The 13,172-nt window shown below is 42.7% G+C and carries 12 protein-coding genes and 9 tRNA genes; 5 read left to right on the top strand and 16 right to left on the bottom strand.

The genetic code is table 11. The features are described from left to right. Window positions 1-27: 27 nt before the first annotated feature. The 3 genes from MHM98_RS09205 to MHM98_RS09195 all read left to right on the top strand — a co-directional run bounded on the left by MHM98_RS09205 (window position 28) and on the right by MHM98_RS09195 (window position 2,312). Complete coding sequence (locus MHM98_RS09205; protein ID WP_239438981.1) at window positions 28-1,248, top strand: Xaa-Pro peptidase family protein; 1,221 nt, start codon at window positions 28-30, stop codon at window positions 1,246-1,248. A gap of 98 nt (window positions 1,249-1,346) precedes the next feature. Continuing rightward, window positions 1,347-2,090 carry a pteridine reductase gene (locus MHM98_RS09200; protein ID WP_239438980.1) on the top strand — a complete coding sequence of 248 codons (744 nt, stop codon included), beginning with the start codon at window positions 1,347-1,349 and terminating at the stop codon, window positions 2,088-2,090. A gap of 12 nt (window positions 2,091-2,102) precedes the next feature. Then, window positions 2,103-2,312: a CPXCG motif-containing cysteine-rich protein gene (locus MHM98_RS09195; protein WP_239438979.1), complete on the top strand. Its 210-nt coding sequence runs from the start codon at window positions 2,103-2,105 to the stop codon at window positions 2,310-2,312. Window positions 2,313-2,348: 36 nt separating this feature from the next. Here MHM98_RS09195 and MHM98_RS09190 read toward each other — a convergent pair whose 3' ends face one another. Continuing rightward, entirely contained in the window at window positions 2,349-2,963 is a 615-nt protein-coding gene (locus tag MHM98_RS09190; RefSeq protein ID WP_239438978.1) for a riboflavin synthase subunit alpha, read from the bottom strand. A 191-nt stretch (window positions 2,964-3,154) separates the two neighbouring features. Here MHM98_RS09190 and MHM98_RS09185 point away from each other — a divergent pair. Together MHM98_RS09185 and MHM98_RS09180 are read left to right on the top strand one after the other, a co-directional pair. Then, window positions 3,155-3,230, top strand: a tRNA-Val gene (locus MHM98_RS09185). Window positions 3,231-3,268: 38 nt separating this feature from the next. Further along, a tRNA-Val gene (locus MHM98_RS09180) sits at window positions 3,269-3,344 on the top strand. A 321-nt stretch (window positions 3,345-3,665) separates the two neighbouring features. On the opposite strand, the gene recR is transcribed toward MHM98_RS09180, so the two are convergent. The 15 genes from recR to pal all read right to left on the bottom strand — a co-directional run bounded on the left by recR (window position 3,666) and on the right by pal (window position 13,140). Next, on the bottom strand, window positions 3,666-4,268 hold the full coding sequence (gene recR / locus MHM98_RS09175) for a recombination mediator RecR (RefSeq protein WP_239438977.1): 603 nt from the start codon (window positions 4,266-4,268) through the stop codon (window positions 3,666-3,668). A 79-nt stretch (window positions 4,269-4,347) separates the two neighbouring features. Next, window positions 4,348-4,677, bottom strand: a complete 330-nt coding sequence (locus MHM98_RS09170) for a YbaB/EbfC family nucleoid-associated protein (RefSeq protein ID WP_239438976.1) — start codon at window positions 4,675-4,677, stop codon at window positions 4,348-4,350. Between the two features lie 316 nt (window positions 4,678-4,993). Further along, window positions 4,994-7,516 (bottom strand): DNA polymerase III subunit gamma/tau, encoded by a 2,523-nt coding sequence (dnaX, locus tag MHM98_RS09165; protein WP_239438975.1) that lies wholly within the window; start codon window positions 7,514-7,516, stop codon window positions 4,994-4,996. Between the two features lie 29 nt (window positions 7,517-7,545). Then, window positions 7,546-8,091 (bottom strand): adenine phosphoribosyltransferase, encoded by a 546-nt coding sequence (gene apt, locus MHM98_RS09160; RefSeq protein WP_239438974.1) that lies wholly within the window; start codon window positions 8,089-8,091, stop codon window positions 7,546-7,548. A 156-nt stretch (window positions 8,092-8,247) separates the two neighbouring features. Then, complete coding sequence (locus MHM98_RS09155; RefSeq protein WP_239438973.1) at window positions 8,248-9,180, bottom strand: exopolyphosphatase; 933 nt, start codon at window positions 9,178-9,180, stop codon at window positions 8,248-8,250. A 164-nt stretch (window positions 9,181-9,344) separates the two neighbouring features. Continuing rightward, entirely contained in the window at window positions 9,345-10,415 is a 1,071-nt protein-coding gene (locus MHM98_RS09150; protein WP_239438972.1) for a DcaP family trimeric outer membrane transporter, read from the bottom strand. Between the two features lie 260 nt (window positions 10,416-10,675). Next, window positions 10,676-10,751, bottom strand: a tRNA-Lys gene (locus MHM98_RS09145). Between the two features lie 20 nt (window positions 10,752-10,771). After that, window positions 10,772-10,847, bottom strand: a tRNA-Lys gene (locus tag MHM98_RS09140). A gap of 20 nt (window positions 10,848-10,867) precedes the next feature. Next, window positions 10,868-10,943: transfer RNA gene (locus tag MHM98_RS09135), tRNA-Lys, on the bottom strand. A gap of 21 nt (window positions 10,944-10,964) precedes the next feature. Continuing rightward, window positions 10,965-11,040, bottom strand: a tRNA-Lys gene (locus tag MHM98_RS09130). A gap of 36 nt (window positions 11,041-11,076) precedes the next feature. Beyond that, window positions 11,077-11,152: transfer RNA gene (locus MHM98_RS09125), tRNA-Lys, on the bottom strand. 33 nt (window positions 11,153-11,185) lie between these two features. Then, window positions 11,186-11,261: transfer RNA gene (locus MHM98_RS09120), tRNA-Lys, on the bottom strand. Window positions 11,262-11,303: 42 nt separating this feature from the next. Further along, window positions 11,304-11,379: transfer RNA gene (locus MHM98_RS09115), tRNA-Lys, on the bottom strand. Between the two features lie 471 nt (window positions 11,380-11,850). Beyond that, on the bottom strand, window positions 11,851-12,582 hold the full coding sequence (gene ybgF, locus MHM98_RS09110; protein WP_239438971.1) for a tol-pal system protein YbgF: 732 nt from the start codon (window positions 12,580-12,582) through the stop codon (window positions 11,851-11,853). A gap of 21 nt (window positions 12,583-12,603) precedes the next feature. After that, entirely contained in the window at window positions 12,604-13,140 is a 537-nt protein-coding gene (gene pal, locus MHM98_RS09105) for a peptidoglycan-associated lipoprotein Pal (protein ID WP_239438970.1), read from the bottom strand. Between the last annotated feature and the right edge of the window lie 32 nt (window positions 13,141-13,172).

Raw genomic sequence — 13,172 nt, 5'->3', positions numbered from 1 at the left:
CTACTATTAACACCGACGAGGTAAGCAATGTCTAACGGTATCGGCGGCGCCACACAACAACAAGCGCTAGCAAAATTGTCTAATATGACCACCAATATCACTGCTCCAACACAAGATGAATATAACCAACGTATCAGTCGTGCTTGCGAGCTAATGCAAGCGCAAAACATCGACGCCATCTATCTAAATGCAGGAACAAACCTAACGTATTTCACCGGTACCGCCTGGTATGCCTCAGAACGCATGGTCGGCGCATTGCTTACGCAAAAAGGTGATTTGACTTACATCGCGCCGTGGTTTGAGGAAAGTACGCTTGAAGAGTTTATGGTTGTTAAAGCTCCTGTAGCAACATGGCACGAACACGAATCACCATACTTACTAATGACCTCTTTAATGACCAATAATTCAATCGAACAGTTAGCAATTGATGAATCGACGTCGTTTTTTATCGTCGACGGCATTAAACAAGCAGCAGTAGCGCAAGGCATTGCGGTAAACTTCATCAATAGTAAAAGTATTACTGCCGGCTGTAGAATGCAAAAATCGGCAAGCGAATTAGCGTTAATGCAACGCGCTAAAGACATGACAATGGAAGTACATAAAGCAGCTGCAAGCATCCTGCACGAGGGTATTACGACTACAGAAGTGACAGATTTTATCAACCGCGCGCATCAAGCAGCTGGCGCTAAAGGATCTTCTTTCTGTATCGTGCTATTCGGTGAGGCGACGGCTTACCCTCATGGTGTTAAAGATCCACAGGTTCTTAAACAAGGCGATATGGTGTTAATAGACACTGGATGTTTAGTTCACGGCTACAATTCTGACATCACCCGTAGTTATGTATTTGGCGAAGCAACCGAAAAACAGCGTGCAGTTTGGCAGCACGAAAAAGACGCGCAATTAGCTGGATTCAACGCAGCAAAACTTGGCCAAGCATGTGAAACCGTCGACATCGCTGCACGCGGTTACTTAGAAAGCCAAGGTTATGGACCAGAATACAATGTCCCTGGCCTTCCTCATCGCACTGGACACGGCTGTGGTTTAGATATCCACGAATGGCCATATCTAGTGCGTGGTGATAAGACGCCACTTGCACCAGGCATGTGTTTCTCAAATGAACCAATGATTTGTATCTATGGTGAATTTGGCGTTCGCCTTGAAGATCATTTCTACATGACAGATTCAGGTCCGAAATGGTTTACCGAGCCAGCCTATTCAATTGATGATCCTTTCGGATTTAACGCTTAGTTATTGAAATCGGGGCCAAAGGGCCCCTTTTTATTACCCAAAGTTTCTACATCTTGCGGTACAATGCAATCTAATCTAATGAAGAACGGAAGACATTGATGAGCAATCCTGTAGCGCTAGTGACTGGCGGCGCAAAACGCCTTGGCGCAAATACCGCAAAGCACCTCCACGCCAAAGGCTATAACCTAGTTATTCATTACAATAAATCGGCGGATTGCGCCAACCAGCTTGTTGCGCAGCTGAACAACGAACGGTCAAACAGTGCCAAAGCAGTAAGTGCAGATCTTAGCAATATCGATAACATTGGTGAGTTAGCTAACGAAGTAATGTCGACTTTTGGTCAGCTAGATGTACTGATTAACAATGCATCAAGTTTCTATCCAACGCCACTGGATTCTTTGACGCTTACACAGTATCAAGATCTGGTTGCCACCAACATGACGGCACCACTATTTTTAACAAAAGCATGTGCTGCGATGCTCAAGGTAAGTAATGGTGTAGTTATTAATATGTGCGATATTCACGCCAAGCGTCCCTTGGAATTTCACTCGGCCTATTGTATGGCGAAAGCAGGACAACAAATGATGACGTACGCCCTTGCTAATGAACTGGCGCCAGAGATAAGAGTGAATGGTGTGGCCCCCGGCGCAATAGAATGGCCAAGTAGTGGCATTAATGGCGATGCTGTGCAAGAGGTGCTAAAATCAATTCCGTTACAGAAAAAAGGACACATGAATGATATCGCGCAAGCGATTGAATATTTAATCTCAGCGCCTTACGTAACTGGACAAATTCTTACCATTGACGGTGGGCGCCAACAACTAGCATCAAAAGGTGCTTAATGAGGTATCCTTATGTCTATCAATGGTCTTACTGAAAAAACCATCACCTGTCCCCATTGCGGTCATCACACCCACGTAGAAATAGATCCTAGTAATGGCGATCAAAACTACTACGATGAATGCACAAATTGTTGTCAGGAATTGCACCTGACAACGCATATCGATGAAGCCAATAACACGCTAGAAATTACGATTGACGCCGATGATGAGCAGTTTTACTAATCTAAGCTAATTCACAATACAAGGCTCAATTACGGATTACTGCTGAAACTTCTGTGCCATTACACGCTCAACGGTATCAACAATCGCCTGTGTTTGGCTGTCTATTTCAATGTTATAGACACTACCAAGCAACTTGCTGTCTAACGTGGTTAATGATCTCGTCTCAGGGATCAAATAAACTTCAAACCAATTCTTACCCACTTCGCCAATAGTTAAACTCGCACCATCAATCGCTGCAAACCCTTTAGGCAGAATATATTTCATCCATTTTTCATCGCAGCTAAAGCGCAGTCTCGAATTGGTGTCAGTTGCTTCACGCTCGATGAGCGTTGCCCCCATTGCAACATGTCCTGAAAGAATATGACCGCCAACCTCGTCGCCATAGCGCATCGCTCGCTCGATGTTGAGTACGTCGCCAACCTGACATTGTGAAAGGTTTGTCACCTTAAGTGTTTCATCCATCACATCGAAATAGACGATATCGGAAGTTTGACCTGCGACGGTTAAACAAACACCATTATGTGCTACGCTAGCGCCATGCTGAAGGTTTTCCAACAATGCACCACTAAATTTCATGCCGAAACGCCATAAATTATCTTGCTTTTCGAGAGAGGCAATAGGCGCCATCGCCTGAATAATACCTGTAAACATCGATTACTCACTTTAGATTTGAATTTAGGTGTTAATTTACACCAACCAATTTATTTGTCACAAAGAAATTAGTGTGGGCATTAACACTGTACAATCCCTGCTCAATCACACACTTAAATCTAAAAATGGCTTGCCAATAAATTTTGGCAGCTATATGATAGCGCTCGTTAACAAGGTAATTGTTATGAAATGCGCGATTAGCTCAGTTGGTAGAGCGCTAGCTCGACATGCTAGATGTCACAAGTTCAAGTCTTGTATCGCGCACCACTTCATAACCGATTGAATGTATTACCCATACCGTTAATGCGCGATTAGCTCAGTTGGTAGAGCGCTAGCTCGACATGCTAGATGTCACAAGTTCAAGTCTTGTATCGCGCACCACTTTCCTCATTAAATTTCTAAATAGTTCAAATAGATAAATCAGTTAATCGCGATGCGAATCAAGAGACCGTTTTGCGCAGCAGCTCGCCGAATTCGCTGTGTTGGAAGGCGCTAGCTCGACATGCTAGATGTCACAAGTTCAAGTCTTGTATCGCGCACCACTTTCCTATAAAAATTATAAATAGTTCAAATAGATAAATCAGTTAATCGCGATGCGAATCAAGAGACCGTTTTGCGTAGCAGAACGCAGCTCGCCGAATTCGCTGTGTTGGAAGGCGCTAGCTCGACATGCTAAACGTCACATCCCTGTGACTATTAACATTATTTAATGGCAACACGCCCGTTAAATGAATGACTCAAGGTGGTGCCGTCAACATATTCCAACTCACTACCGACAGGGACGCCGTGGGCTATGCGGCTCGCTTGAATATCATAATCGTTACAAATATCCGCGATATAGTGAGCCGTCGCCTCACCTTCAACCGTAGGGTTTGTGGCCAAGATAACTTCGCTAAATTCACCTGACTCGATCAATTTCTCAAACCTATCTAAACCAATATCATCTGGACCAATACCGTCTAATGGAGATAAATGCCCCATCAATACAAAATAGCGTCCGTAGTAATAGCCTGTCTGCTCAAATGCAATAACATCAGCGGGCGTCTCCACAACGCAAAGCTGCTTACTCTCTAACCGTTTGGGGTTACTACACAAATGACATACATCTTGCTCTGTTAGCGTACGGCACACACTGCAATGCTTGACGTGGCTCATCGCATTATCTAGAGCCTTAGCCAAATTAAGGCCTCCTTCACGATTGCGCTCAAGTAATTGAAACGCCATACGCTGCGCAGACTTAGGACCAACACCTGGTAGGCAGGTTAAGCCGTCAATAAGATCAGTAATGTAAGGGCTAAACTTCATAGTAGTTCTTGTTGTAATTGATAGTGGGAATTTGAGCGCAAAAAAAAGCGCTTTGCAGCGCTTTTTATTAGACAGTGTCTTAGAATGGCATTTTCATGCCTGGTGGTAATTGCATACCGCCAGTTACTGCTGCCATTTTCTCTTTGTTAGTCTCTTCAACACGACGTGCTGCATCATTGATTGCCGCAGCGATCAAATCTTCTAGCATCTCTTTGTCGTCTTCCATTAGATCAGGATCGATTTCAACACGACGAACATTGTGATTACCGGTCATCGTAATTTTAACTAAACCAGCACCTGACTCACCAGTCACTTCCATATTAGCAATCTCTTGCTGAGCTTTTGCCATATCGTCTTGCATTTTCTGGGCTTGCTTCATTAAGTTGCCCATACCGCCTTTACCAAACATAATGTCTCTCTTTGTTGATTGAGTGCGAAAATATACACCGCACATTTTTATATTATTTTACTCGCTCTGCTGCGAGGCACAAGTGAAATATAAGGTCACTTGCGTGAAATTCAAGGGTTAAGTAACCTAAACTCGGGCTAACAAATGCCTTTCTGAAAGCCCTTTCCACCGCTAACTACGTTAAATCTACTTGCAATAGGCGAAGCTATTGACGCGCAGATTTTCCTTGTTATCGAAGAAAATGACTAATCAGAAAGTGTATGTGGCAATTTATTGATAATACGCATCTAATATCATCTCTTAACCCAAATTCAGGTTAGCTAATCGCTTTTAACGTGCGATATTTGATACTCTCATCTACTAAATTAGCGTCGAACTGAGAAATAAAATTCAGTACACCTTCGTCTGCTTTTATGCAATCTGCCGCTAATGATAAACGATGCTGATGTAAATCTTGCGCGATTTCAAACGGCGTCTTAACCTCATTGTCGCCAATCTCTACTTCAAGCTCAATAGGTGCATCATGCAGCGCAGTGAGCTTTTTCGACAAGGCATCTAATGCAGTTTCTGCGTTGAGATGGCGATGTTCATTAGCCAATAATAAATGGACTGTATTGCCTGTTCGCTCATAGACAGAATGGATTGCGAGCTGTCGCAATCGCCCGCCCAAAGCCATTTCTTCAATCATTAAGGTCCAAGGATCATCTGAATTAGGCGCTAACAAAAGTGCGGGATCTTCAACCAAAGCAACAGGTGTATCTTCCACAGGCGCATTATCATTTGGGATAGCACTCGTCTTAGCGACTAAGTTTTCAGGGCTTACCACTGGTAACGAATCTACGGTTTGCTCAATTACGTCGCTTGTTTGTTGTGGTAAGTGACCGCCGAATTTTTGCGTTAGATCATCACTTACCGCTTGGGGCTTTTTTCCGCTATCCCCCTCGCTACTCTCACGTTTCGATTTCAGCTTATTTTTAGCTTGTAAAAACGCATTGATATCCCCGGCATTGAATTTGGTATTCAACGCGGCTTGATTGTCATTTGAAGAACCTAAATTACTGCTAGATAACTTGTTTGAAGAAGCTGTTTCGTTATGCTCTGGTAGCGCCTGATTAATATCAACTGGCTCGTAGTATTCGTGCTCATCATGAGCCATTGCCATTGACATGTTTAGCATTTCTTCGTCGCTAAAATCATTTGCAGATTGCGCTGCATTACCCATTGGGTCTGAAGCCATTGTGTCAGTACCAGATTGAGGTGAAGGAACTGGCGCTGACGATACAATTTTTGAAACAGCAGGTTCTTCAGAGTCACTCACTGATTGGTCAGGTGCAGTGTTTTGTGTTGGTGCAATAGCAACGCTTTGCGCTGACGTATCCTGTTGTATTGGTTCCGCTGAGACGAGTTTAGGCTCTGGTGACGGAGTTGGTGTCATTTCACCTTGTTGCGGCGCAATAGAAGATGAGTGCTCTTGAACAGTCGAAGGCGATTGCTCGTTAAGCTCTCCTTGTTTTTCAGCTTGTGACTCATTAGTTTCCGCCTGCTCAACGGTCGCTACGGGCTCAGTTTTTTTTTCACCGTGTAGCGCCGCTTTAACAGCAGCTAAACCGACAGGACCGGCTGACGAACGCTGGACTTGAGCCTGAGCCATAATCGACGCTTGTTCTTGTGCAAGCATATTTGCATGCGTCTGATCTTCGTCTTCAGCTTTATGATTTGTGGTCGGCTCAGCGTTTTCAACATCGCTTTGCACGTTAATTGTTTTGGGCTTAAATGCCAATAAACGCAGCAATACCATTTCAAAACCACTGTGTGGATCGTTTGCAAATGGTAACTCTTTGCGCCCTTGCAATAGCAAGCTATAAAACAATTGCAGCAATTCTGCGTCGTATTGAGCAAGTGCGATCACACCACGCGGCTGATTGGCAAGCCTTGCTGAGTTCTTTACTACTTGTGCCATCGATGCGAAATGAACGCTGTCAATCATCTGCCCTAATAACGCATCAAAGTCAGGGCTAAGCTGTGCTACTTGTTCGCAATAGGCAAACAGAGCTGCTGCATCTCCATTTAGCGCAAGCGTTAAAAGCTGTGCGCTATGATCAACATCGATAGTCCCTAACATCTGACCGACGACATCTTGACTTAACGCGCCGCTTCCATGGGAAATAGCTTGATCGGTTAAGCTTAACGCGTCACGCATACTGCCCTTTGCACTTTGACTCAATAAGCCTAGGGCGCCTTCGTCAAAATTAATGTTTTCGGCAGTTAATATGTTGGCTAGTTGGGTAGAAATCTGACGGGGACTTAATGCCTTGAGATTAAATTGCAAACAGCGAGATAAAATCGTCACTGGCAGTTTCTGAGTCTCAGTTGTCGCAAATAAGAACTTTACGTGCTCAGGCGGCTCTTCTAGGGTTTTTAAAAGTGCATTGAAACTGCTGCGCGATAGCATGTGCACTTCGTCAATAAGATAAATCTTATAACGAGCGCGAGTTGGCTTATATTGAACGTTATCGAGAATTTCGCGGGTATCTTCTACCTTGGTGCGAGAGGCGGCATCGATTTCAATTAAATCAATAAAACGGCCTTGCTCAATTTGCTGACAACTTTCACACTCTCCACAAGGGGAAGCAGAAACGGCGACTTCACAATTTAGGCATTTGGCGAGCAATCGAGCGATCGAGGTTTTACCGACGCCTCGTGTACCGCTAAACAGATATGCATGGTGCAAGCGTTGTTGCTCTAGCGCATTTACTAGTGCTTGCAATACATGCTGTTGACCGACAACTTCTTCAAACTTACTCGGTCGCCACTTTCTCGCTAATACTTGATAAGACATCTCGCCCTCAATCGCCCAATTGATATTAATTATTCGCCTTCAAACTCAACTAGCGTTGTGATATTAACGTCAAGCGCTGATAAACGTGTCTCACCGCCTAGGTCTGGTAATGAAATAACGAAGGCCGCATCAGATACTTCAGCGCCAATTTGTTTGATTAATTTAATCGTTGCTTCTACAGTGCCGCCTGTTGCCAACAAATCATCAACGATTAATACTTTGTCATCGCTCGATAATGCATCTTCATGAATCTGCAGCGTGTCGGTACCGTACTCTAAGGTGTAGTCTTGAGAAATTGTTTTACGTGGTAATTTACCTGGCTTACGGGCTGGTACAAAACCAATGCCTAACGCTAACGCTAATGGCGCACCGAAAATAAATCCGCGTGCTTCAGTGCCAACGATCTTAGTAAATCCACCCTCTGAGAATTTTTCCGCCAATAACTCTACGGTAAGCGCAAAAGCTTTAGGATCTTCTAGTAAAGATGTTACATCGCGGAACATGATCCCCTCTTTCGGATAGTCTGCGACAGCTTTAATGCTAGATTTAATATACTCAAGAGATTGTTGATCCATGATACTCACTTTATTGTTTTAGTGGCATAGCGCCATTTGAAATTTGTTTCGATTATAGGGGAGTCAGAATTTGAAAGGAAGTAATGCCCTACAAAAACAACGAGATTGTTAAGTAAGGCATTTAAAAGTCGCTTAACTGCTTAAAATTAAAACGGATTAACCATCCGCGGTAATACGAGCAATCAGATTTTCCAATACGTCATCCGCTTCATCGATTGGAATTTGACAGGTGCCTGCCGCATCGTGGCCACCGCCGTTATTTTCAAGCATCAAATCGCCAACGTTTGTCTTTGACGAGCGATCAAAAATCGACTTGCCTGTTGCAAAAACAATATTCTGTTTCTTAAATCCCCACATTTGATGAATCGAAATATTACACTGTGGAAATAGCGCATAAATTAAGAAGCGATTACCGGCGTAAATAACCTCTTCATCTCGTAAATCTAACACAACAAGGTTTTTGTGAACGGTACTACAACGAGTAACTTGCTCTTTAAACAACGCCTGTTGATCTTGGTATAACTTGACACGCTCTTGAACATCTTCTTTTTGCATGATCTCTTCAATTGGCGAAGTGCGACACCAATCAATGAGCTCCATCATCAATTGATAGTTCGAAATGCGAAACTCGCGAAAACGCCCTAAGCCAGTGCGCGCATCCATAATGAAGTTTAATAAATCCCAACCCTCTGGGTTGATCACTTCATCCATATTAAATTGTGCAGAGTCACCTTTATCTACCGCTTCCATCATCCCATCCCATTCGACAGGGAAAGAGCGATGACCGCCGTAATATTGCCATACAACACGTGCAGCAGATGGTGCGTCAGCGTCAATCACATGATTATTTAGTCCACTATCGTTGCGTTTTGTTTCTGATAAATGGTGATCAAATGCAATATGAACGGCAGGCACATAAGGGAGGTTGGTGGAAATATCGTTGCTGGTTACTTCTATTTTACCATCTTGCATATCTTTGGGATGTGCAAAGAGTATTTCTTCTACTAGTCCCAGATGCTTTAGCAGTACAGCAGACACTAATCCATCAAAATCACTGCGGGTTATCAAACGAAATTTACCTGAGGCCATGCAACCTTTCTCCTTAACAACGTTGTCTTATAAAACTTTCCAATGAGGGTTCATTATTACCTCATACTAAGTTATTCAACAAGTAATTTTTACGCCAACCCTTTGCGTAAAAACAAAAAAGCCAATGAAAAATCATTGGCTTTTTGACTGTACAAAAGTTGTGATTAGAACTTGAATACTGCTGAGATTTGCAAGTAATCAGAACTAACTTCTTCAGCGCCATCATCATCTTGAGTAAAGCGACCGTATTCCATACCAACAGATAGTTTATTGGTTAATGCTTTAAAGTAGTTTACGCCAAATTGACTACGGTTTTTGTTACTTAAGTCTGTGTCCACAGAGCCATAGTAAATAGTTGAACGATCACCTTCGTTCCAGAAATGACGATAAGCAACAGTGAAGGCTGTTTGATCTTCATATTCACCGTTTACCAAACCTTGAGATGCTACAACACCTACATAACGACCTGTTTGTCCCATGTGAAGTTGGAAACGTAAGTCATCTTTGCCAACCGTTTTAATGCGACCAGCTACCGAGTAACCGATACCCGTTTCATTACTTACTTCTGAATCTACTTTTTGGAAAACAGCACCCACAGAAACGTTACCCCAATCACCTTTAAAGGTATATTTACCTACGATATCAGGGATTTTGTCGTTCGCAGTACTTGCTGCATCGCCATGAATGTCTGTGCCCCAGGTTTCTGGATTCTCTATTGAAAGCTGTAGCCCACCATTAGTGTATCGGATCTGACCTTGACGGTTGAACACTAAGCCCATAGTCGCACCTGCAAAATCTACCGTTTCGGCAATTGCGCTGGTATTCATAAAGGTTGACCACGTTTGACCCATCAGCCATTTGTCATACTTAACAAATGCGTGACGAATACGTGGGTGGGACGAGTTAGAAATAATTTCATTACCGCCACCGCCGTAGAAATCCATTTCAATAAACGCCATCACATCGCCATGGGTATACTTAGTATTAAAACGGGTTTCTTTTGCATGAATTTTAAACTGACTGCTGTCTGCAACTGGTGTACCTTGTCCGATCCAGAAATCACGATAGCCAACTTCACCCGTCACATAACGAGCGTCAGCCTTTAAATAACCACCAAATTCAATTGAATCTTTATCAGTTAACTTAATTTTATAGCCAGCTTGCGCCGTGGTTGCAGCGGCCGCAAGTGCAACGGTCATTGCTATTTTATTTAATTTTAGTTTTTTTAATAACACGTTCTTATTCTCCTTGTTTAGGTGTGTTCAAATATCAAGCAAAGACAGATCCTTGGGAATGCGCAAAAAGTCGTAAGACCTTGGTCGTATATGGCATTTTGTAATAAGATTGTTAAAAATAAACTGTTATAAGCTTTTAAAACAACGACTTATTAGATCTAACAGAGAAAGAGAGTTTATATCAAAAGATGCAGTTTACGCAAACGTAAGACTAATGGCTAATAAGTTTAGCTGAATAAAAATCGGAATATCAAGGAGATTGGTGGGTCATGTAGGATTCGAACCTACGACCAATGGATTAAAAGTCCACTGCTCTACCAACTGAGCTAATGACCCTAAAAGGCATGATGAAATATTGGTGGGTCATGTAGGATTCGAACCTACGACCAATGGATTAAAAGTCCACTGCTCTACCAACTGAGCTAATGACCCAACAGATATTTGGGTAAACTTGGTGGGTCATGTAGGATTCGAACCTACGACCAATGGATTAAAAGTCCACTGCTCTACCAACTGAGCTAATGACCCAACAGCTTACATTTTATTGATTGGTGGGTCATGTAGGATTCGAACCTACGACCAATGGATTAAAAGTCCACTGCTCTACCAACTGAGCTAATGACCCGCTCATCAATAAGACTGTTGTTGTAAAAGTTATGCTTGGTGGGTCATGTAGGATTCGAACCTACGACCAATGGATTAAAAGTCCACTGCTCTACCAACTGAGCTAATGACCCAAGGCATAATATTTTACTAAGCAAGAATTGAAGTGGTGGGTCATGTAGGATTCGAACCTACGACCAATGGATTAAAAGTCCACTGCTCTACCAACTGAGCTAATGACCCACATATTACCAATATGGGGTAAAACCATTTCAATGAAAACGTTGGTGGGTCATGTAGGATTCGAACCTACGACCAATGGATTAAAAGTCCACTGCTCTACCAACTGAGCTAATGACCCAACGTTTACTTGCAAGTGAAGTGCTTCACATCTCCCCTGCAACGGGCGCTAATAATACTGATTAATATTTTAAGCGCAACCTATATTTTTAACTTTTTCGTTTAATTGATAACTTTTCGAACGACTCGACATTTTTTAGATTACAAAAACAGCATTTTTGCTAAAAAATGTCGATAAGGCGTAGTCATTCAATTAGTTAAATACCCATGCTACTTGAAAATGCAGGTTTCAGAGACTGGGTAGGATGCGAGTACAAGGCATGATTTTTAATTAATGGTTATTCCCTAATTAGAAATCATAACGCAGTAATCGCTTTCTACCCAGTCTCCCGTAGGGCAAGCCGATAAGCGACCAAATCCTACGTTATAAAATTCGGATGGGGAATAACCACACCACTCATTTTATGCCTTGTCTTTGGCACGCTTCTCGCCTTGCTGAATTCACGCATTTCCAAGCAGCATGGGTATAAACTTACCGCAACCCTTTCAATCGCGTTTTTGCGATTTGAGCGGCAGACGAATCGGCATACTCTTTAATGGTTTGCTGATAAAGTGCCTTTGCTTTATCTAACGCGTTTTCATCTTGGGCAATCTTCGCTAGTTTCACCAAGGCGTCACCGCGCTTGATTGATTCTGGAAAATTGTTAACTAAGGCTTCAAACTGAATCTTAGCTTCAGCGGCATTACCTTTAGTAATATAAAGCTGACCTAACCAATAGTGTACGTTAGATAAGTAAGACGATTCTGGATATTGTGTTTGATAGGCTTTGAATTTTTCAATCGCCTCGTCAAACTTCTTATCCTTGAGTGCTAGATTAAGAGCAAACTCATAAGCGCCACTTTCAGAAAGCGGTGCCCCTGCTGTTGGATTAGTAACATCAACAACCTCGTTCGTCGGTGTAACTACAGCAGCATTTAATTTGGTAAGTAACTTATCAACTTCTTGATACAACTCGCGCTGACGTTGCAGAATTTGATTTAGTCGGTGTTCTTGAGTCTCGTTTAAGCCGCGTAGCTCATTCAATTCTTGTTGGAGGCTATCGATATGCTGTTGCATTTCGAGTTGTGTTTTGCCTTTTTGAACCAACATTTGCTCAAGAGCTGCAATGCGTTGGTCAGGGGAAGAGGATAAGTCGACGACTTTGGCGGTTTGCGCGGTTGCGCTCCCCGCCATTAAGAGACCTAATGCAATAAGATTTTTCATTAGTTCTTAATTATGTTGTGATTAGTATACTAATACTGCACGACGGTTTTTAGCAAAACCAGCTTCAGTGCGGCTGTTGTCTAATGGCTTTTCTTCGCCGTAAGAAACAGTTTCGATTTGAGATGCGTTAACACCTAAACCTTCTAGGTAACGAGCTACTGCTTTAGCACGACGCTCGCCAAGTGCGATGTTGTACTCAGGCGTACCGCGCTCATCAGCGTGACCTTCAACAAGTACTTTAACGCTTGGGTTAGCACGTAAGAATGCAGCGTGTGCATCTAACATTGAAGAGAACTGGCTTGAAACATTTGACGTATCGAAGTCGAAGTATACGATGTGCTCTTTACGTAATTCTTCCATCGCTTCGCGTTTAATTTCTTCAGGAGTTTTAGGTTTTACCATACCACTAGTTTGTGCACCATTATCAACAGTTTGCTGTTGGTTAGTTTGGTTTGTTTCTGATGCATCGCTATCAGCAGTAGACGTTGAACCACATGCAGCTAGAGCGAACATAGGAATGGCTACAGCAATCCCCTTAACAATTTTATTTAAACGCATTTTCCGTTCCTTTAGTTATCTAAACAGTTATC

Source organism: Psychrobium sp. MM17-31 (assembly GCF_022347785.1).
Taxonomy (GTDB): Bacteria; Pseudomonadota; Gammaproteobacteria; order Enterobacterales; family Psychrobiaceae; genus Psychrobium.
Note: the sequence above shows the minus strand (reverse complement) of the source record. Positions and strands in the feature narration are given on the sequence as shown.